Source organism: Paradesulfitobacterium aromaticivorans (assembly GCF_054657415.1).
Map to the genome: position 1 here is coordinate 907,058 of NZ_BAAHYT010000010.1, position 20,974 is coordinate 928,031.

General features: G+C 48.7%; 23 protein-coding genes. All 23 read right to left on the reverse strand.

Features of this window, described 5'->3' with window-relative positions; all coding sequences use genetic code 11:
• Window positions 1–39: 39 nt before the first annotated feature.
• Entirely contained in the window at window positions 40–417 is a 378-nt protein-coding gene (gene folB / locus ACYQ2N_RS10105; protein ID WP_459999117.1) for a dihydroneopterin aldolase, read from the reverse strand.
• Window positions 404–1,618 carry a dihydropteroate synthase gene (folP, locus tag ACYQ2N_RS10110; RefSeq protein ID WP_459999118.1) on the reverse strand — a complete coding sequence of 405 codons (1,215 nt, stop codon included), beginning with the start codon at window positions 1,616–1,618 and terminating at the stop codon, window positions 404–406. Before folP ends, folB begins: the two co-directional genes overlap by 14 nt.
• Before the next feature lie 11 nt (window positions 1,619–1,629).
• Window positions 1,630–2,112, reverse strand: a complete 483-nt coding sequence (locus ACYQ2N_RS10115; RefSeq protein ID WP_460000510.1) for an HD domain-containing protein — start codon at window positions 2,110–2,112, stop codon at window positions 1,630–1,632.
• A gap of 157 nt (window positions 2,113–2,269) precedes the next feature.
• The gene (locus ACYQ2N_RS10120) at window positions 2,270–3,940 is read right to left on the reverse strand and encodes a formate--tetrahydrofolate ligase (protein WP_459999119.1); all 1,671 of its coding nucleotides are present in this window, start codon (window positions 3,938–3,940) and stop codon (window positions 2,270–2,272) included.
• Window positions 3,941–4,048: 108 nt separating this feature from the next.
• Entirely contained in the window at window positions 4,049–4,741 is a 693-nt protein-coding gene (locus tag ACYQ2N_RS10125; protein ID WP_459999120.1) for a DUF881 domain-containing protein, read from the reverse strand.
• Between the two features lies 1 nt (window position 4,742).
• Window positions 4,743–5,453, reverse strand: a complete 711-nt coding sequence (locus ACYQ2N_RS10130; protein ID WP_459999121.1) for a DUF881 domain-containing protein — start codon at window positions 5,451–5,453, stop codon at window positions 4,743–4,745.
• Between the two features lie 66 nt (window positions 5,454–5,519).
• Entirely contained in the window at window positions 5,520–5,969 is a 450-nt protein-coding gene (ndk, locus tag ACYQ2N_RS10135) for a nucleoside-diphosphate kinase (protein WP_459999122.1), read from the reverse strand.
• Window positions 5,970–5,984: 15 nt separating this feature from the next.
• On the reverse strand, window positions 5,985–7,913 hold the full coding sequence (ftsH, locus tag ACYQ2N_RS10140; RefSeq protein WP_459999123.1) for an ATP-dependent zinc metalloprotease FtsH: 1,929 nt from the start codon (window positions 7,911–7,913) through the stop codon (window positions 5,985–5,987).
• A 294-nt stretch (window positions 7,914–8,207) separates the two neighbouring features.
• Window positions 8,208–9,761, reverse strand: a complete 1,554-nt coding sequence (gene tilS / locus ACYQ2N_RS10145) for a tRNA lysidine(34) synthetase TilS (RefSeq protein ID WP_459999124.1) — start codon at window positions 9,759–9,761, stop codon at window positions 8,208–8,210.
• A gap of 171 nt (window positions 9,762–9,932) precedes the next feature.
• Complete coding sequence (locus tag ACYQ2N_RS10150) at window positions 9,933–10,232, reverse strand: aldehyde ferredoxin oxidoreductase N-terminal domain-containing protein (RefSeq protein ID WP_459999125.1); 300 nt, start codon at window positions 10,230–10,232, stop codon at window positions 9,933–9,935.
• Entirely contained in the window at window positions 10,233–10,628 is a 396-nt protein-coding gene (locus ACYQ2N_RS10155; protein ID WP_459999126.1) for a 4Fe-4S binding protein, read from the reverse strand. It lies immediately after the preceding gene.
• A gap of 77 nt (window positions 10,629–10,705) precedes the next feature.
• Window positions 10,706–12,151, reverse strand: coding sequence for an APC family permease (locus ACYQ2N_RS10160; protein WP_460000511.1), 1,446 nt, complete (start codon window positions 12,149–12,151; stop codon window positions 10,706–10,708).
• 94 nt (window positions 12,152–12,245) lie between these two features.
• A complete protein-coding gene (locus ACYQ2N_RS10165; protein WP_459999127.1) occupies window positions 12,246–14,333 on the reverse strand; it encodes a SpoIIE family protein phosphatase in 2,088 nt (695 codons plus the stop codon).
• Between the two features lie 223 nt (window positions 14,334–14,556).
• On the reverse strand, window positions 14,557–14,940 hold the full coding sequence (locus ACYQ2N_RS10170; RefSeq protein ID WP_459999128.1) for a S1 RNA-binding domain-containing protein: 384 nt from the start codon (window positions 14,938–14,940) through the stop codon (window positions 14,557–14,559).
• Between the two features lie 103 nt (window positions 14,941–15,043).
• On the reverse strand, window positions 15,044–15,352 hold the full coding sequence (locus tag ACYQ2N_RS10175; protein WP_459999129.1) for an FtsB family cell division protein: 309 nt from the start codon (window positions 15,350–15,352) through the stop codon (window positions 15,044–15,046).
• Window positions 15,333–15,569 carry a sigma factor-like helix-turn-helix DNA-binding protein gene (locus ACYQ2N_RS10180; RefSeq protein WP_459999130.1) on the reverse strand — a complete coding sequence of 79 codons (237 nt, stop codon included), beginning with the start codon at window positions 15,567–15,569 and terminating at the stop codon, window positions 15,333–15,335. Before ACYQ2N_RS10180 ends, ACYQ2N_RS10175 begins: the two co-directional genes overlap by 20 nt.
• Before the next feature lie 142 nt (window positions 15,570–15,711).
• Window positions 15,712–16,218 carry a spore cortex biosynthesis protein YabQ gene (gene yabQ / locus ACYQ2N_RS10185; RefSeq protein ID WP_460000512.1) on the reverse strand — a complete coding sequence of 169 codons (507 nt, stop codon included), beginning with the start codon at window positions 16,216–16,218 and terminating at the stop codon, window positions 15,712–15,714.
• Window positions 16,219–16,239: 21 nt separating this feature from the next.
• Entirely contained in the window at window positions 16,240–16,527 is a 288-nt protein-coding gene (gene yabP, locus ACYQ2N_RS10190; protein ID WP_459999131.1) for a sporulation protein YabP, read from the reverse strand.
• A 481-nt stretch (window positions 16,528–17,008) separates the two neighbouring features.
• Window positions 17,009–17,269: an RNA-binding S4 domain-containing protein gene (locus ACYQ2N_RS10195; RefSeq protein WP_459999132.1), complete on the reverse strand. Its 261-nt coding sequence runs from the start codon at window positions 17,267–17,269 to the stop codon at window positions 17,009–17,011.
• A gap of 103 nt (window positions 17,270–17,372) precedes the next feature.
• Window positions 17,373–17,648 carry an HU family DNA-binding protein gene (locus ACYQ2N_RS10200; protein ID WP_459999133.1) on the reverse strand — a complete coding sequence of 92 codons (276 nt, stop codon included), beginning with the start codon at window positions 17,646–17,648 and terminating at the stop codon, window positions 17,373–17,375.
• A gap of 76 nt (window positions 17,649–17,724) precedes the next feature.
• On the reverse strand, window positions 17,725–19,191 hold the full coding sequence (gene yabN, locus ACYQ2N_RS10205; RefSeq protein ID WP_459999134.1) for a bifunctional methyltransferase/pyrophosphohydrolase YabN: 1,467 nt from the start codon (window positions 19,189–19,191) through the stop codon (window positions 17,725–17,727).
• A gap of 86 nt (window positions 19,192–19,277) precedes the next feature.
• Window positions 19,278–19,838, reverse strand: coding sequence for a stage V sporulation protein T (gene spoVT, locus ACYQ2N_RS10210; protein WP_459999135.1), 561 nt, complete (start codon window positions 19,836–19,838; stop codon window positions 19,278–19,280).
• 160 nt (window positions 19,839–19,998) lie between these two features.
• On the reverse strand, window positions 19,999–20,967 hold the full coding sequence (locus tag ACYQ2N_RS10215) for a peptidylprolyl isomerase (RefSeq protein ID WP_459999136.1): 969 nt from the start codon (window positions 20,965–20,967) through the stop codon (window positions 19,999–20,001).
• Between the last annotated feature and the right edge of the window lie 7 nt (window positions 20,968–20,974).

The window sequence follows — 20,974 nt, forward strand, 5'->3', positions numbered from 1 at the left end:
TTGCTCCCGTTCATTATCTCTCTGCTTGTGCTTAAGAGCTTAACTGTCTGTGCGCTCCCTCCAAATCTCCACTGCTAGATCGGCAAATATCCCCGGTACCGGTGCTTGGGGCTTGTGCACTTCGATGCGCACCCCTTGGCAGGGAAACCCGGCTAAAATCTTAGTTGCAACGCTTGCGGCCAAGCTCTCCAAAAGTTTATGCCGTTCCTTGCTGACGCAGCCACGGACGACCTCATATACTTCCGCATAGCTGACAGTATCTTCAACTTTGTCACTCTTACCCGGGCCGGCTAAATCCAGAAAGAGGTCAACATCAATGATAAACCTCTGCCCCAGCACATTTTCCTCAGGCATTGCGCCATGATACGCGAAAAACTCCAGTCCGCGCAAATGGATGGCATCCTTATGCTCCTCCAAAATTAACCCCCCTCTGAGCCCGCATGATCGCATCTGCCATCTGTACTGCCCGCAGGTTCTCTTTGACATCATGCACCCTTACAATCTCTACTCCAGCCACAACCCCGAGCACACTGGTGGCCACAGTACCTTCCAGACGCTCGTCGACCGGAAGCTTTAAGGTATTCCCGATCATCGACTTGCGCGATGTGCCCAAGAGGACGGGGTGTCCTAAAGCCCTAAACTCCTCCAGTCGCGCCATTACTTCCAAGTTCTGCTCGGTAGTCTTGCCAAACCCAATCCCTGGGTCAAGTATGATTTGATCTCCACTGAGCCCGTTTTCCTCCGCCAAATTAATACTGTGACGCAGGAAAGAGAAAATCTCTCCCATCAAATTCCGATACTCCGTACCATTCTGATTGTGCATAACAATGACCGGTACCTGGTACTCCCCCACGGTCTTGGGCATATCCGGGTCCCGTTGCAGTCCCCAGATATCGTTAATCATATGGGCACCTGCTTCAACCGCCTTGGCGGCAACTTCTGCTTTATAAGTGTCAACCGAGATCGGAACCGCCACGTTCCCTACGAGTTCTTGCAACACCGGCTTCAGGCGGCTCCATTCTTCCTCAGTGCTCACTTCCCGATGTCCCGGCCGCGTTGATTCAGCCCCGATATCGAGGATATCCGCGCCGTCAGCAATCAGCTTTTCTGCCTGCTTAAGGGCATCTTTAATATCAAAAAACTTCCCGCCGTCAGAGAAAGAGTCCGGGGTAACATTGAGAATACCCATAATGAGCGTGCGTTCCCCCAATTTCAGCTCTTTGCCGCGGCACTTGAGAATCCGCGGTTGTGCGGGTTCAAGCTTGCCCAAGAGTACTTTGAGAGCTTTCCCCATATCCTTTAAGCCGAACGGCTGAGCCAGGAGTTTATTCCCCACCTTCTCCAACTGGCGCACTGTACCCACGAGCATTACATCTGTGGCCTCAATTCCGTTCGTAATCACATCGCGATGGACAGCGGCATCTCCGTCGGCAGCCAGCATCTCTTGCTTCAGAATATGGGCGATGCGCAGGGGAACTCCTTCGAGCTTGACCGCCCGCCCGACGGCCTTACCAGCCATCAGAGCGACCCCACGCGGATCAGCGCCTATGTGGGCTAAAGCCCGCTTCCCCTCTTCCACACTGTCCAGTTTAACCCATCTCATACCGTAGTCCTTCATCTGTTAGCCCCCTAATATGTAATGCGCAACATCGAATCCCCGAACTTATAACAATCCGTACGCGCCGCACAGTTGCGGCAGTCTCTGGCCCAGTCATCAGCCAAAGCCAAGGCCTGCCCTAACGGGCTAAGCCCCTCTTGTCGGTGGAGCCGGTGCTCGCGAATTCCTTGCGCAATCATTTCAATCTCCGTTCCCGCAAACCCGCAGGCTGCCAAAATCGGGGCAGCTAATTCCGCACTGGCCTCAGCATGATCTTTCCCGGTTTCATACTCAACCCAGCGCCCGATATCGTGTAACAGCGCTGCCGCATACACGACTTCCCGACCCAGCTTGTTTGCTCCCTCTTCCAATAAATAAGCATTGGCAATGCGGGCTACCGCAAGCCCGTGTTCAAACCCGTGTTTGCAGAACTTCCTTTCCCGCTCTAACTCCTCGATTTTCTCTAAATGTTGTTGGAATTCAGGGTGATCAATAAGGTTATTCACCCGGTTCATTGAACTCAAGGAGCTCTACCTCCTAGTCTTAACCAAGGATCGAAGAATATCCTTAGTCCGGAATTTTTATCCCAATAGTTCTAACCACGGTGGATGCCTCTAGCTCTCGAAGCAGAAAGAGACCCCAGGTTTGACCCAGGGTCTCTTTACTCCCTTTTTAGAACAATCCTGTAATTTTTCCTTCAGCATCGATGTCCATATTCATAGCCGCCGGACGTTTGGGCAGCCCAGGCATGGTCATGATCGCACCGGTAATGGCGACCAAGAAGCCTGCTCCTGCAGACAGACGAACTTCGCGCACCGTGATCTTAAATCCGCTCGGTCGACCAAGGAGTGCAGGGTCATCTGAGAGGGAATACTGAGTTTTTGCCATCACAACCGGCAAATTCGCATAACCCAAGTCAGTGTATTTTTGGATAGCGGTTTCAGCTTCTTTAGCAAAGTTAACCCCGTCAGCGCCGTAAATTTCGGTACAGACCTTCTCGATCTTATCTTTAATCGGCAGTTCGGCTTCATACAGAACTTTGAAGTTGGACTTCTTCTCTTCCATAACCTTGAGCACTGTTTCCGCCAGCTCAATTCCACCTTCTCCACCTTTAGTGAAGACTTCGGACAGAGCAACGATCGACCCCAGTTCCTGGCAGCGCTTACGTATAAACGCAAGCTCAGCCTCGGTGTCAGACGGGAAGCGGTTAATCGCAACGACCGCCGGGACTCCGAACTTACCCATATTCTCAATATGTTTCTCAAGGTTGACAATCCCTTTGGCCAGAGCGTCAAGATTCTCGGCGTTCAAGTCAGCTTTGGCAACCCCGCCGTTCATCTTGAGCGCGCGGACAGTGGCCACAATGACGGTCGCATCAGGTTTGAGCCCGCCAAAACGGCACTTGATATCATAGAATTTCTCAGCCCCTAAATCAGCTCCAAACCCGGCTTCCGTTATCATATAGTCAGCCAGTTTTAGGCCAAGCTGAGTGGCGATAATACTGTTGCAGCCGTGAGCTATGTTCGCAAACGGTCCGCCATGAATAAAGACTGGAGTATTCTCAAGTGTTTGTACCATGTTCGGTTTAATTGCATCTTTCATCAATAAGGCCATTGCACCTTCTGCCTCTAAGTCATGTGCAGTAACAGGCTTGCCGTCATAGGTATAAGCTACCACAATCTTGCCGAAACGCTCTTTCAAATCCATAAGATCGCTCGCTAAGCACAGAATAGCCATAATTTCGGAGGCAACCGTGATATCAAAGCCGTTTTCGCGAGGTACGCCTTCAGTGCGTCCGCCTAAGCCAATTACAATTTTGCGCAGAGCGCGGTCATTCATGTCCATAACCCGGCGGAACACCACTTGACGGGGGTCAATATTTAGCAGGTTGCCTTGTTGCATGTGGTTATCCAACATTGCAGACAGCAAGTTGTGGGCCGAGGTAATAGCGTGGAAGTCCCCTGTGAAGTGAAGGTTAATGTCTTCCATGGGCACGACCTGAGCATAACCGCCACCGGCCGCTCCCCCTTTAACCCCGAAGCATGGTCCGAGGGAGGGTTCACGCAAAGCGATCATCGCTTTTTTACCCATTTTAACCATAGCTTGTCCCAGGCCAACAGTCGTTGTGGTTTTGCCTTCTCCAGCCGGGGTTGGGTTAATCGCTGTAACCAGGATCAGCTTGCCATTAGGCTTGTCTTTAACCCTTTTCAAGACGTCTAAGGATACTTTTGCTTTGTACTTCCCGTAAAGCTCGATGTCATCTTCAGACAGGCCGATTATCTTCGCAACCTCCGTAATCGGCTTCATCTGCGCTTCTTGTGCAATCTCGATATCCGTTTTCACTTGGTTCACTCCTCCAACTTGTAATTTGACCAGACTATAAAGTGAATTCGCCGCAGATCCTAATTTCCCTGCTAGCATGCCCGATATTTTCTACGAAAATTTAATTTTTTAGGGCTTAGCCTGCTTAAAAGCGTATGCGCCTTTAAAAGAAGGTATTTGCACAGCCTTGCGCGTAATACTTACCGTTACCCCTTTGGCCTTGAGCATTTCTGCCTCCAGGTTAGAGAAATAATCAACTAAAGTCGCCTGATCCCCGATAGCGTTTAGCTCATACGGTACGCCGGAAGCTTTGCTGACCGGTACCCGGTTCACCAATATCATGGAATTACCGCTTAAGACAATGTCCGTAGTGGCTACAATGCGCTGATTATTAATACTGATCGCTTCTGCTCCGGCGAACTTCAACGTATTGATAATACGAGCAAGATCCTCCGTCGCCAGGGGCAACACTTCCTTATGATCCTGCTGGCGGTCATCAATTAGGATCTGAACTCCCGGCCCCTGCACAGCCATAGTGCCGTCCATTATTTTAAGCTGGTCCAGTTCAGCCAGGACTTTCGGGTTAATACCACCCTCCTTGCGTGCCTTGTCCAGCTGGATTGCCAGAGCCTTATTATCTTCCTGCAGGCGGGTATTCTCTTTTTTGGCATTGGTCAGAATAGTCTTCATCGAAGCCATTCTCTGCTGATTTATCATCTCTGCATCTGAAACATTCTTGTGCGTTTCAATTTGCAGCGAAAATAGGAACCCCAAAGCAATTGCGACCAAGGTTACAGGCAGGGCTAAGCTTCTCTTCCACATTTTAAGTCCCCTCCTTCAAGGGTTCAGCAAAACGGAACTGTTTAAGACTGCCCGCGGGGAGCTTCAAATTATTGACTACTTCTAAATTGCGCGTGATCCCATATTGCCGCTGGAAGTTACCTAACATTTCCCACATGTAGAAATCGAGCGCGGACTCCAGCTTACGGCTGTCTCCGATCGCTTCAATTTTATACGGCGGCATCTGGCGCGTACCATTTATTTGAATAAACGCCCCGCTGCAAAAAACTTCCGTGGTACTGGTAAGGCGCTGACCATTAACCGCAATCGCTTCCGCGCCGCCATTCCATAAGTAATTAACTAAATAACGGATATATTCCTCGTGAATTACATAGTTCTGAGGGTCTTCCACATCGGGACTCCGCATGTTTGAATCATCAAGCGTGATGCGGATGCCAGGGCCGCTCACAGGGACAAGTGCAGCGTTTATGCGGGCCTCTGCTAATTGCTGCTCTGCCAGAGCGGAAGCATTCAACCCTTCTGTATATTTGATCAGCTCTTGCCTCAGCTTTTCATTCTCATTAGCCAGTTGCTGATTATCCTGCTCAGTTTGCACGAGATTGGAAATTGCCACCTCGGGTTGAGCTGCCTGGTCGCCCAATACCCCCTGGGTCTTTAGAAGCACCACAAACAAGAACCCAATCAAGATGGACGCTACTGTAACCAGGTGCTTGACATCGGTACGCCAGCGCATAAAATCCCTCCTGTTAACTTTACAAGCACTGTCTGCAAAAAGGACACCCGTCAGGGTGCCCTTCTCTTATTCACTTAACCACTCTTCGCCTGCTTTTTGGTATGCCACAAGCTCTTCCCCTTTGAAGTAGAGAGAGATTTCTCTGTTCGCACTCCCTACGGAATCAGAACCGTGGATAATATTACGGCTGATGTCCACCCCGAAAGCTCCCCTGATCGAGCCGGGGCTGGCGTTCGCCGGATTGGTCGCTCCCATCATCTCCCGGGCTGAAGCAACCACATTCTTTCCCTCCCAGACCATCGCTACCACAGGAGAGGACGTGATGTAATTTACTGTAGGCTCAAAGAAAGGTTTACCCCGGTGTTCTGCGTAATGCTCTTCAGCCAAGGCCCGGTCAACTTGCATCAGCTTCATACCTACGAGCTTAAATCCTTTGCTCTCAAAACGGGCGATTACCTGTCCAACCAACCCACGCTGAACTGCGTCAGGCTTAAGCATTAAAAATGTTCTTTCCATTCACGTGTTCACTCCTCAGTCTATTCTGTCCTTTTCCACTTCTAAATCCCGACCGAGACCTTCGTCCAGACTGCCGTCCGATAATTCGGCCTCTCTTTGCTGGCCACCGTCGTCTGGCTGTAGTTTCTCTTCGAGCTCACCCTTATCAAATTTCGCCATGATAGCGGCAAATTCCTTCGCCTCAAGTGTTTCTTTTTGCATCAAAGCCTCGGCAACGGCATGAAGCTTATGCATGTTTTGCTTAATCAGATTCTGAGCTTTTTGGTAGCACTCGTCAATAATGCGCCTAGCCTCTTTGTCAATAGCGTAGGCAACAGCCTCACTGTAATTGCGGTCGCGCGCGATGTCCCGTCCTAAGAAGACCTGTTCCTCTTTATGGCCAAAAGTCAAAGGCCCTAACTCGTCAGACATCCCAAGCTCCGTGATCATCTTGCGCACGAGTCCGGTAGCCCGCTCCAAATCGTTGGAAGCACCGGTGCTGATTTCATGCAGGACTAAAGCTTCCGCAACCCTGCCTCCCAAAAGCATTGTCACTTGATCAAGCAGTTGGGATTTGGTCATATAATTGCGGTCTTCCTTGGGCAGAAGCAGGGTATACCCGCCAGCCCGACCGCGCGGAATAATCGAAACCTTATGCAGGGGGTCTGTATGAGTCAAGAGTTCTCCCACAAGCGCGTGCCCGGCTTCATGGTATGAAACCAGCTTCTTTTCGAACGGACTGATAACCCTGCTCTTTTTCTCGGGGCCGGCAATCACGCGCTCGATCGAATCTTCGAGAGCATGCATTCTGATCTCTTTTTCACCACGCCGGGCGGAGAGCAAGGCCGCCTCATTCACAAGGTTAGCCAAATCCGCTCCGGTAAACCCGGGAGTCCTGCGGGCCAACACCTTTAAGTCCACATCAGCGCTGACCGGCTTGTCATGCACATGAACTTGGAGAATTTCTTCCCGTCCCCTCACATCGGGCACATCCACCGTCACCTGGCGGTCAAAACGTCCCGGCCGCAACAACGCAGGGTCCAAAATATCCGGACGGTTGGTCGCTGCAATAATAATAATTCCTTCATTACCATTAAAACCATCCATTTCAACCAAGAGCTGATTCAGAGTTTGCTCTCTCTCGTCATGACCACCGCCAAGACCTGCTCCCCGTTGGCGCCCAACGGCATCAATCTCGTCAATAAACACGATACAAGGGGCACTTTTCTTGGCCTGCTCGAACAAATCCCGCACCCTGGACGCTCCCACACCGACAAACATCTCGACAAAGTCAGACCCGCTGATGCTGAAAAAAGGCACTCCTGCCTCTCCGGCAACTGCGCGCGCCAACAGGGTTTTCCCGGTTCCGGGTGGGCCAAACAGGAGAACTCCTTTCGGAATTTTGGCCCCAAGTTCATTGAACTTTTTCGGGTATTTAAGAAATTCCACGACCTCTTCCAGCTCTTCCTTAACCTCATCAAGGCCGGCCACATCACTGAATGTTATTTTTTTCTTATCATCCCCGACCAGGCGGGCCTTGCTTTTCCCGAACTGCATGACCCTGTTGCCCCCGCCTTGAGTCTGCTGCATCATAAAAAAGAAAATGCCGACGATGATCAGGGGCAGAAGCAAAGTAGTAAGAAGTCCTGTCCACCACGGAGCTTCCGTCGGAGGAGCATAATCAATAGGACCTACATGAGCCTTTAAGTCCGTAAGCAGTTGAGGGTCATCGGAAGGCCCAAGCACATCAAACTGCTTGCCGTCCTTCATCGTGACCGTATACATATTCCCGCTTTTATCCTGGACAACTTTGACTTTATCAACCTTATTTTCGACAACGGCTTTGCTGAAAGCATTATAATCTAACCCCTGGTCCTGTTTGACCGGGGTATTTGTCCATCTTATCAACATTATCGCTAAGAGGATAATGAGTAGATAAACAGCCGCATTCTTAAAAAACTTCAACGATGGGTCCTCCCCTCTGATGGAAAACCGCCTTGTATTTCCGGCGCAATATTACATATTATACCACGGTCAAACGCCTTTTACAACGAGACTTAGCTCTAACTCAAAGCCTCAGTTAAAGCCTTGCGCTACCTCCGAAAATAGAATGCCGGTCTACAACTCATCCATTTTATCCGATGGCTAAGTGCCACTAAGACTTCCACTTCTTAAGTGGGAGATAAGTGGCACTAAGCCCCTGGATAAGTTCAACTAAACTTCAGATGGAGTTAAAACTCCACCTGAAGTAAGTTTCCTTTATGCTTCTGCTGGTGACGCACTTCTTAATACGCAATAAAGTTGCCCCCTGTTCTGCCTGGATGGGGCCGCATCGCTTCTTTTAACCCCGGGTATCCACAGAACCTCACTCCCAGATGCAATCAAGGGCAGACTTTTCCGCATATCCATCCCAATTCCTTCTTCCTGAAACACCTTTTTTAAGCTTTTATGCCCCACTCCCTTAAGATAAATCTTGTCTCCCGGCCTGCGCGTGCGACAAACCAAAGGCTCGGGAAAGCTAAGAACCGTTTCCCCATCGAAGACAGCAACCTCGTCCACAACTTCCTGACTATAATTTGTAAAGATCCCCACTTTAATACCTAATTCAGGTATATTCGCCCAAGTCCCCTCAGTAAGCTGAACTTCAACCTTCATACCGGCGGGCTTTCCCTCATATTCTCCTCTCAGTTCGGGTCTCCCTCCGTGATCGTGCGCATGTTTCTCTCTCTGCTCATGGGTGCTTCTCCTGAACAAAATTCCCTCAGAATTAATTTCTACTTGAAACCCCGGAAAGTCCTGCCTCCAGTCAAAATTTTCTTGGGCGCGGGTGGAAATCCCCTGCTCCATAATCCTTACTATGTAATCATAACCCAAGCCGCGCGGCTCCCCACTCACCTGGGCCGCGGCCCGGCGCAAGATGCGGCTCACCAGAGCGGGGGGCTGGTCAAGCACCCTTATATTTAAGCATACTTCTTTAGCTGACACTTTGTCTGAACCCATGGCTGAATCTGTGGCAGCCGTTTTGGAATACCTCCATGAAATTGGGTTATCCGCAGGAATTATGTCATGCGAGTGAATTATGTTATCCCGCCAAATCTCTTCCGCCTTTTCCTGCACATACTCCTCATCCCAGCGCATTAAGATGGCCGTACGCCCGAGAGCCTGTACAATCTGCGGGTTATATTCCTTGGCTAATTCCGGCAGCAAATTCAGGCGAATCTTGTTGCGCACATAAATAGGTTCCTCATTAGACCGGTCAAGAGCATATGGTAGTCCTTCCCCTGCACAATAAGCAAGGATCTCCTCTTTCGTAACGCTTAACAAAGGCCGGAGCACCCGATTGTGACTGGGTAGGATTCCTGCCAGTCCAGCCGTCCCGCTCCCTCGAAGAAGGCGGTAAAGAACAGTCTCCGCCTGGTCCCCAAGGTGGTGGGCGGTGGCCAAGTGTGTGCATCCAAGTTCCTGCATATCCTGCTCCCAGCGTTCATAGCGCCAGGCGCGCGCTCCTTCCTGAAAAGAACTCCCGCTTGACTTGGCATACTCCTTGGCATCGAAACGATGAATTAAACAAGGAATGCCCCATCTCTCGGCCAACCCCTGGACCAGCATCTCTTCCTGAGCAGACTCCGGGCGCACGCCATGATTAATATGACTGATTACAAGTTCAAGCTCCCGCTCCTTTTCATCCCGGGCATAGCGCCACAGAACATGCGCTAAGGCCACGGAGTCCGGTCCACCGGACACTGCCACCAATATTTTCGCCTGCGGAGGAATGAGCCCAGACAGCACCTGAGCCCGTAATTTTTCATACATCCAGGTCTCTCTCCTATAAAATCCTTATTCTGCAAGTTGGATTGAATTTTAACCCAACACTAATTAATACTACCAGAAAGTACACTCCTGAGGATAGTGCAAACCTATAAAGAATTTTCTTTTCTTTCTATATCATACCCATTAAAGTGCCGGGGATAGCCTTGCTTCCCACTAAGGGAAGAATGTTTTTGAATTCATCATCCGTGGGTCAGAATTAATTAAGGGGAACAGATAGTATCCGTTCCCCTTCCTCTGGTTTGGTATGATGGTTCCCGTAAAAGGCCCAGTCATTAAGATTAACTTATTGGCAGGAGACAGCGGATTGATTCCAGGAGAAAGTTCTTCATATAGATACTTAATTCCGAGACCTTTTCCCCCAATATATTCGTCAGCCCATTCTGTCTTAAGATTCTCAGTTTGACTGTTGCCCGTGGTTAGGTTAACCCGGAGCACTTTTCCCGTGTAAGACACCTAGATCGCCTCCTCATTCGTTAACGCGTGATGAGGACACCATTCTACACACGCTGGTGAACCTTGACAGAGGTCGCAAACAGCTACACCGTCAGGTCTGATACCAATTACATGTTCAGGACATTCCTGCACACAAGACTCGCAATCGGTACACATGCTTTGATCATACATAAGGTGCCCGTCTTGGTAAGTAATGGCCTCCGTGGGGCATACACTAACGCAGGCCAAACACAAATTACAAATTGAATTTCTAATTATTAAACCAGTTTTAGTATAAGCAGAAATTATTTTCAGCCTGGCCAGTTCAGGATTGAAAACCCCCTCTTTTTCCCCTGAACAAGCCAGTTGGCATAAGCGGCAACCGATACAATTATCGGCTTTGAATTTTAAAGACACAACTTATTCCTCCACTCGTATATTATTTCTGATTCCGCTCTATCCAACACACCGGCAAACGAGGATGTTTCAGACAACTATACTGTTTTGTTTTTCCCATTATCGGCTATACCAGCCTCAATTTTTTCCTGGGGACGAACTGCAATGATATAATAGGCAGCGCCAATAGCTATAGCTGCCAACGCCAATAATGGTACCGAATAATTTACATACCATACAGCGTCCGGGGTACGGGGCCAGGATAGATTAATGATTACAAATATACCCCAAGCGGCAGCGACAAAATTTACAGGTAACCCCCATTTTCCCAGATTCCATGGTGCTTTCGTATTATCCCAACCCTTAGAACGGGCAATTAAGGCACCTACAGATACACTGAGATAGGCTATATATATTCCCACGACACAAATATTCACAATATATGATTCAGCCGAAGCAGAGATTGTCAGTATCAAAGCAACTATCCCTGAAAAAATTATCGCGGGAACGGGAGTTTCATATCTTTTAGATACCTTGACCCATAACTTTGAACCTGGTAATTTGTTATCCCGGCCAAAAGAAAACAGCAGACGGGAAACTGTCGCCTGAATCGCTGTTCCGCAAACGAACATGGCAATTACTGCAATAACTACAAATCCGTTTGTCATCCAAGTGCCCAGGTTGCTTTCTAATATATACGTCAATGGAACCGGGGAATTCATAGTCTCTGTCAAATCAGGAATTGCCAGTATAAAGGCCACTAAAGCAAGTCCACCAATGATAAACGTCAATACCAGCGAAGAAATAAGCGCTTTGGGCACCGCACGACGAGGATCCCTTACCTCTTCAGCAAGACTGCCTGCCGAATCAAACCCATATAACACCCACGTGGAGGTTAGCATTGCTGCAAGAAAAACCGGTAAATAAGCGCCTCCAACAGCTGTTCCTCCGGTATCCATCATAAACTTGACAGGATGATGGATACCAACGGCAAAAAGAGCTACGGCTAAAACGATCATGGCTATTATTTCCGCGACCATTCCGATGTTATTAATAAACGCTGTCACTTTTATCCCAAGTATATTGATAATCGATTGTAGAAAAACCAATAATACCGTAAAAAGAAATAGCACTGCATGATTGGATGCATCCATTCCAAATAGTTGAGCTAAATACGGAGCCGCTCCAAAATCAACGGCTGCAATTGTGGCGATAGTCGCAATTAAATACATCCATCCGGCCAACCAAGCGTAAGGAAGGTTAACCAAGTGCTTTCCCCATTGATAAATCGAACCGGCAATCGGAAAATGCGACACAACCTCTGCCATTGTTAAAGCCACCAAAAGTTGACCTATAAACACAAGCGGCCAACTCCACACGAACGCAGGGCCACCTGTGACCAACCCATATCCAAATAAGCCGAAAATCCCTGTCGTTGCCGAGATAAACGAAAAGGAAATAGCAAAATTCGAAAATGTCCCTAAGTTCCGCCGTAATTGTTCCCTGAATATTCCTCCTTGTAAGAAACGCCATTTAATAATTATATGGAAAAGACAGAAGTTACAAAGAGTGCCTTTTTCGACTACGGTGGTTTACATAGACTTCTCTCAGCTACAGAAAAGGGGCCTTCCAGCCCCTTTAATCATCCCAAAAATCCTTCTTGATCACCAGCACGACCCCGTCATCGTACATCTGTTCATTGCTTAAGCGCCGCGCCTCTTGGGCGATCTCATTAGCCAGCTCTTGCGAATCTTTGAAGGTCAACTCCTCCAAGAAGTATTTCAGCCATTCCGTGCCATCCTTAAGTGCATCATCAATCCCGTCTGTTACCATAATCAGAACATCTCCCACGCCCATTTCAACTTCCAGCACCTGCAGTTCGATCTGGTTTAGAATTCCCACTGGAAGGCCGGAAGAACTCAGCACTTCGAGCTTCTCCTTTTGCTTAAGATAAGATGGAGATGCCCCTGCCTTAATCAGCTTCACCACGTCCGATTCCAGATCCAGGACAGCCATGTCCACTGTCACAAAACTTTCTTCCGGTGAGCGCAAGACCAAGATTGAATTAAGAGCCTGAATCGCACCTTCCGGCTCAAATCCTGTACTAAGGAGTTGTTCCAGATGGGTGAGCGCAGTTGCGCTTATTTTAGCCGCACCTTCGCCCACACCCATACCATCGCAGAGAATAAAAGAGTGACTGGTAGGAGCGTGCGCCAACGAAGCATAATTATCACCGCTGATACCGTTGCCAATTTTCGAGAAGCTCGCAACCCCCACATCCAGGAAATTGCGGCGTCTGCGGGCTAGCCCGGATGACTTGTCATCCTCCCAATTATGGCGCACATGAAGTTCCTTGGCAAACTGCCCGATAACTTGAGCTACATTCTTGAATTGTTTGGATAAGGCCTCTTGGTTGAGCGCCAGGCGTTTGCGCCAAGCCTCATGATTTTGCTCTTTCTCAATAATAAATTGCACACCTAAAAGCATCTCTTTAGTGCGACCGCAATGACGGCGCAACTCTACCGGAAGATCGGCAGCCTTAAGACTCCTGCGCCGCTCGACTTGTTCAAACAGATCGAAAAAGTAGCGGTAAGTTTTATAAAACTCGCGTTCCCAACAAACATTGATCGTCGGACACGAGTGGCACACTCTCTCCACCAATACATTCATCAGTTCCGGAATCTCCGGGCGACCATCTGTGGCTTCCGCTTCCGCCGCCTGGTAGCTCAGTGCGATTTGATCCATAATCTCAGCCAAAGCTTTTACTTTAGAAACAGTAGCCTCAACCTCCGGTATCGGCTTTTCCTTGAGGAAATCCGGCTTAACCCCAGCAGACGGCCATAGCAAAAATAACACCAGCCCTAAGGCGGAAGAGACAAGTTGGGAATACAACTCCTCCTGATGCATAAAATAGCTGAACATGAGCGTGACCGCCAAAAAGGCTCCGCCTAATCCCAGCTTGCCAAAACGCCGGAAGGCCCCGGTCAGAAATCCGGTCAGTCCATACATACCCGCATTAATAAAGTTTTGTCCATCTAAACTCAGGGAAGGAAGAAATCCGAGCACAGCTCCCACCCCTGCCGCCGTCCCGGCCCCATAGCGTTCGGCCACAAACAGGATAAAAAAGCTTAAGACCACCACCGGAAAATTAAACTCCGCGATTTGCAGCCCATTAAGGCCGCTTAAAGCCCCGATCAGAATCAGCAGCCAGGCTACTCCCTGCTCGCCCTTGAACTCCCCCCGCCACACCGCTTCCTGATGGGTTAGTGCAAACCAAAAGACCACTGCAATCCCCCCGGAGAGAACGCTGTAAAGACCCACGGCCAGCAGTGCCAGCGGGTCAGGATCAGAGAAGCTTAAAGCAACAGCAGCGACCAGGGCGGCAGCCAACGCTGTGAGAGCAGCCAAATAGAAGCCTTCACGCTTGTTCTCCCTTATCTTCGGAAAAACCACCGTCAAGGCCCCAAAAATCAGCAGTACCTGTAAAGCAGCCACTGGATCTCCAAGAGAAAGCTCGCCTGCGACTACCCCTAAGAGGCCTAACTGAAAACCCTTCCTGCCCCTAAGAATAAGCGCAGCGCCAAAAGCCACCCCAAATGGATGAACCCCGAGCACGCTCCCGCGGGCTAATATCGCACCCAAAATCAAAGGAACTAAAGCATTGCTAAAAAAATTCCTCTCCTGCCGCAAAGAATGTCCGGCTTTAAGAGTTGCCCATTCAGCCATAACGTCACCTCTTACCACTTTATGGAAACATTATAACTTAAAGGCAATGGCAAAGTTTGTCTATAGAAGTCACACCGCGTAAACAAGTTTCGACAAGAAAGGCGCGCATCGGTTCCCTCTGCGCGCGCGTGCCAAAATTGGCACGGATATATTACTTTCCAAGTACAAAATCTAGAACCGCCTACAACAGGCGGTTCTAGATGCAAAATCAATTTACTCACTATTAATAACGGCCTGAGCCTCTGCCGCCGCGTTTGGACTCTGTAGCCCGGCGGTATTCAAGCTGGCGCTCGTCACTGTCTTTAATAAACTTGGCCAATTTATCCTCAAAAGATACGGTTGGCTGACGTCTGTCACGACCGGCGCGGGCATTGGGATTGGCCTGCTTAATTGATAAACCGATTTTACCCTTGTCATCAACATGAATCACTTTAACTTTGACGCGGTCTTGTTCCTTAAGATAATCCCTGACATCTTTAACGTAGGCATCTGCCACTTCCGAAATATGGACAAGTCCGGTAACCTTATCCGGTAATTCTACAAAAGCGCCGAAGTTTGTGATCCCGGTTATCACTCCTTCAACTATGCTGCCAACCGCGATGGCCATACGAAGAAAACTCCTCCTTGTTAATAAAAAATAGATATAATTAATGTCATTATATTCCTAGGACGCAAGAGCTGTCAAGAAAAGCGCTCCTGGGAAAAAGTGTCTATTGATTTCGCGGCGCGATTAATATTTCTCCTTTTTTAACCAAACCCAACTGTTCCCTCGCTAACTGTTCGATATACGCCGGAGTCTTCAAGAGAACGATCTCTTCCCCTAAATCTTTCTGCTCTTGAATAAGCTTGGCCTTTTCAGCATTAAGTTGTGCCAGTTTCTGTTCCGTATTTATATGAAGATTCCACAGGTTCCAGGCCGAGCTGCCTGTTAAAGCGAGGAAAAAAGCCCAGGCCATTAAATATACAGGACGAAAACGTTTGACGGAAGTTCTGCGTTTCTTAGTCTGGCTCTTCGTCAATAATGTCCTCTCCTTCCAGCCCAAGCTCTCCTCCTGGGATGATACACACAATCTCATATCCTTTGTTTTTCGCCCTAGCTAACAGAGTGGCTACAGAACTGGCACTTAAGCGCAGCCTTTTTCCTATCTGCTCGAGCGATTGCCCGGATTCCTTCAGAATAACGGCCTGACGCTCACGAAAACTCAACTTCTCCAGCCCTCGGATTTCGAGGTGCACATCAGCTCATCCTAACTATCCCTTAAATTATGCACAACCTGTGAATAAAATGTGTACAAACCAACTACATACTGTGGACAAGTAATGGACATTCTTATTATACAAGGCTCACCGGCAAGAATCAATCCATCTTCAGGAAAAATTACCCATTAGTCCTAGGAGGAAAGTGCCTATCCCACCAGTCTAAGGCCCCACGCTTAATTTGCCCTGCCCGGGGCACTAGCATAACCTCACCCATGCGGTAGAAGAGCAGACTGAGCCAACGCAAAATTGCGTACGGCGGCTTCATCAATAGGACCAAAGCCCGGTACGGAAACCTCAGGAGGCTTCTAAGCCATAGCAGGGTCTTTAAGATAAAGTCAAGTGTAGTTAAGAGGGTATGGGTGACAAACCTGCTCAAGAGCCTAAGATAAAGGAACAGCCCTAGCAAACTGACCCAAAAGATATAGAAACGGAAAGCTAAACCATTAGCCTTTTCCAGAAACAAGAGAAAGATAATCAGGGCACCGAAGGAAAAAAGAATATCTCCCCCAAATGTCAGAATCGGACCCCACCTCAGCCAGCGCCTCAGGGAACGGTAAACGTCAAAGCACAGTCCAATGGCAAAGCCGCCTGCAGCCAACCAAAAAAAAGTTTCGAACTCTGAGATCGAAAGTCACCCCTTTCACCATTAACGGAAGATTCGTCCCCACAGACTTTGCCTTCCACTCTGGCTGGAACGGCGGGGGTAATTAAGAGCATCAACATGCCCCTCAACTTCCACCACTCCGTCCTCAAGGTCTAATTGCTTAATCCCCAGCCCTTCCCCTTTAATACTTAAAATCCCGTATTCCGTTTCGAGCACAATTTCTTTGGGATCAAAAGACTGAACTTTCTTCACCCCGTTTAACGAAAGTTTGAGCCTGTCTTCCATCAGCAAGCGGTGGCCTTTGCCGGTAACTTTCTCCACTGCGCCCATCCCCCTATAGCTTTTCTTCTTAAACGATATTCTCTTAAGCTAAGCTTTAGACGCGTAAAATAAAAAGCTGCTGCCCCTTAAGAGCAACAGCGTATATAAATCTAGCTACAAAATTTATCCGTGTGAATTTGCGGTCACTAAGCGAACACTTTTAAGTGGGCAGATGCCAAACAATACGAAGGCGAACACCCTAACTTCAGAGGGGCTGAGCGCCGGAGGCGTGAAGCCGCCAATTGAGGCATGGATGCCACGTTAGTCTCCAGTGGAGACTAACGCCGTGAGGCGACAACCCTATGAGATTGACTTCCGACGAGCGGATGTTTGGCGGGAAACATCCTCAGCCGTGCAGAAATTCTTTGAGGCGGACGGCTTCGGCGAGAGTCTCCACCGGAGACTCTCGTGCTCCAAACCGAGCCTGAGTGAAGATTTGGCCTGCGAACGCCTAGTGGGAGTGGGTGCCGCAAATTCACAGGGACACCTTCTATTCCACTTTTCTTTCTTCCCGCAAAACTTCGTACAGAAGATGGGCCTCATCTGCCCGTGCCGTATTAGGAGTAGAGACAACCTTAACTTCCAGGGTACGTTTCCCCAGGCTAATCGTCAGAACGTCCCCGGCTTTAACTTCACTCGAGGGTTTGGCAATCTTGCCGTTAAGACTGATCTTTTCCCCTTCGCAAATCTCTTTGGCCACAGTCCGCCTTTTGATTAAACGCGACACTTTGAGATATTTATCAATGCGCATCCGCACACATTCCTCCATATGCACTAAGTTCGTCATAACCCGGTAACCCAAGGCATCTACAGAAAAATCAGGTTCGTACGAACCTGATTTTTCAAGGCTGATTTTATTTTTGGACAGCGTCTTTAAGTGCCTTGCCCGCCTTAAACCCGGGAACTCTGGAAGCTGGGATCGTAATTTTCTCTTTAGTTTGGGGGTTTCTACCGGTCCTTTCCGCCCGTTCTTTCACTTCGAAGGTACCAAAACCAACTAATTGCACTTTGTCTTTTCCGGCCAGAGCATCCTCAATGGCGGACAAGACAGCGTTCACGGCCTTTTCGGAATCCTTTTTTGACATATCAGCTTTCTCGGCAACAGCAGCGACCAACTCAGCTTTATTCAAAGTGCTCCCTCCTAAATATGTAGATTTGACATCTTTTATAGTTCGCGATAAAATACCAAACTCCTGCATAAAAAGCTTAAAGTGAAGCAAGTTTACCGTTTTTTTCTTGGAATTTTGCTCTTTCCCAGAAAACATCCATTTGTTCCAAGGACATCTCTTCCAATCTGTGCCCTTCTTGAGCTGCAAACTCGGCCATTTTGTCGAAACGCCTGTGAAATTTACGTACAGCTTCTCTTAAAACCTCCTCTGCATCAAAATGCATTAAGCGCGCCAGATTAACAACTGCAAAGAGGAGATCCCCTAATTCTTCCCTAACTCCAGTGCCTTCACTTATCGCAGTCTCCAACTCACGGCACTCCTCTTGCACTTTTGCCCACGGCCCGTGCCAATCCGGCCAGTCGAATCCTACTTTGGCTGCCTTACGCTGTGTCCACTGAGCCCACATAAGCGCTGGGAGACTCTTGGAACCCTCGAAGAACCGCTCCGTCCCGCTTTTATCCTGTGCTTTCTCCTCGGCTTTTATTTGTTCCCAGGTGCGGATCACCTCACGGGCAGTTGCAGCCTTCCCCTCACCGAATACATGAGGGTGACGCCGGACAAGCTTGCTTATGATCCCGCGCAAGACGTCTGCCAAGTCAAATTCCCCCGCCTCAGCCGCAACTTGGGCATGAAAAATAACTTGCAATAGTAAGTCTCCCAACTCTTCACACAAATTATACATATCTTGGTTTTCTATGGCTTCAATCACTTCGTAAGTTTCTTCGATCACATAAGGTTTAAGGGATTCATGCGTCTGTTCCCGATCCCAAGGGCAACCGCCGGGCGAGCGCAGAATTTCCATGATTTCAACCAAGCGCCTATAAGTATAGCTTTCAGCGCAGGGAGGAACGACTACCGTTGTTAAATGGTCGAAATCCTGATGGTCAAGTTCGTATAAGGACAGCCTTAAAACCTTAGTTCCCTCTGTCCCCAAAGCCTGTACCACGATGACCTCAGCTTCGTCCGGATACACGCGCATCAGATCAAGCTTTACCTCTGACGCCACCAGCTTATTATACACTTGGGGAATAATAAGCCATTGCCTGCTGTCGATCCCGGCTTCCTTTAAGCTTTCCTGGCCTAGAACAGATACTCCTTCAATCGGATCAAACGGCACCGCGCGAAAAATCTCGTCCAAAAAACTAAGCCCAGGATGGATCACCACCTCACACTCAGGCACAAGCTTGTCCCCAATTAAACGAACGGTTTTCTCAGCCACATAAGGATGCCCGGGAACAGCATATATCGTTTCCCCGCTCCGCTCAAGCTCCTTCCGCAATTGAAAAATTATCTCGTCATAAACTTCTTCAAAAGACTTCCCTGTCTCATACACCTTGTCAAAAGACTGTACCTTCACTCCTTCTGCCAGCAGTTCCGGCACACACGGATGCTGCGCTGTGCGCACAAAAACCTTCTCAGCCTTAAGAAGCAGGCGATAGTTTCCCAAAGTTATACGGTCCAGGCCAGCCGGTCCCAGACCGAGAATATGCAGCCGCTTTCCCAAAATCGCCACCTCCAGGGCTATTGTAACAGAGGCACGCGCCCTAAGCAAAAAAATAGGCTGTCTCTACAGACAGCCCCCCGTATGCACTACTGCTCCATTTGCTTCGCCAAGAAACCAGCCGCAGTCTCGACCAACTTCACCTCGAGATCTCCCATTTTAACATTCGGATCTTTCGAACTCATCACCACAACCCCGATTGGATCCCCTTCAGAGATAATCGGAGCCACAACTTCGTTAGTAAGCTTACACTGATCCTCTTCGTTCTCCGGGCAAGTCTTGCAGGCCGTATGTTCTCCGGGTTTAGCGATCTGAAGTGTTTTGCGTTCTGTCATAGCCTGTTCGGCAGCGGGGCCGATCGGTTTATTCAGGTACTCTTTTTTGGAGGCACCAGAGACAGCGATAATCGTATCCCGATCCGCAATATAAGCGATATGTCCGGTTGCTTCATATAAAGAATCAGCATACTCCTTGGCGAAATCACCCAATTCGCCTATCGGAGAGTATTTCTTAAGTATAACTTCTCCTTCCCGGTCGACAAAAATCTCTAGCGGATCTCCCTCTCGTATGCGAAGTGTCCGACGAATTTCTTTGGGAATAACGACACGGCCAAGGTCATCAATTCTTCTCACGATTCCTGTTGCTTTCATTGGACGCTCATCCCTCCTTTTTGTCATTCTGCGTCATTCTGTTTCTGCGATCATCAATTCAATGATAGTATATATCCCGGCATCCCGGATTATTCATTATTTTCCCAAGGATAATAAAAGAAGGCAACTTTTCTAAAAGCTGCCCTCCCAGAGAATACGATTAGGATTTCGGTATAAGGCTATTGTTGTCCTGTGGCTTATACTCAGAGTTATAATCAATCTTGGCTTTGCCATAAAGATCATCATAGTGAGTTTGCAGTTTTTTCCCTTTGGCATCAGCCAAGGCATCCTTCTTGACTTGGTCCTGATACTTGTTAAAGTCGCCGGGTACGGCATTTTTGTGGTCTTCGACCCATATCACATGGTATCCATATTTAGTCTTAACCGGCACCTCGGAAATTGTCCCGACTTTCTGGGCAAAAGCAGCTTGTTCAAACTCGGCTACCATATCGCCCTTACCGAAGTAACCCAAATCCCCGCCGCTCTCTTTCGCTGCCGGCTCGATTGACTTTTCTTTCGCCAGTTGCGCAAAATCTGCCTCGCCCTTTCCCTTTAATTGCGTAATGATCTGTTTCGCTTCGTCCTCAGTATTCACCAGAATATGCCTGGCCTTAACCTGTTCCGGCTTCCCTCCGTATTTATCCGGATTGGCATCGAAATACCCCTTTACTTCAGCGTCACTCACCTGAACGTCACCTGTAAGCTTTTGCGCCAGAGCCACCTGGTTCTGGTAATCTTCAACCGTGGCCAGGTACTGCATAGCAAGAAGCTGCTTGAACTTGTCTTCCCCGCCGGCCTCTTTCTTATCGTTGTCAATCTGTTCTGTCACCTTGGCGTTATTAACATCTACGCCAAGGTTTTTCACTTCCTGGGCGATTAATTTGCTGCCAATAAGAGACTGGAGTACCGCATCCTTTAGCTGCTTCTGCTGGTCAGCAGTCAGCTTTTTCCCTGAGTTATCTTCAACCATCTTTTGCATTGATTGTACGCGGGAATCATAATCAGCCTGGGAAATCTGCTCCCCGTTTACCTTAGCGACCCATTTCCCTCCGCCAAGAGGAGAACATCCTGTTAAGATAAGGCTGAAAGCCAAAAGTCCGCTCAATATACCCACCAGGGGTTTTCTCATCTTTTCA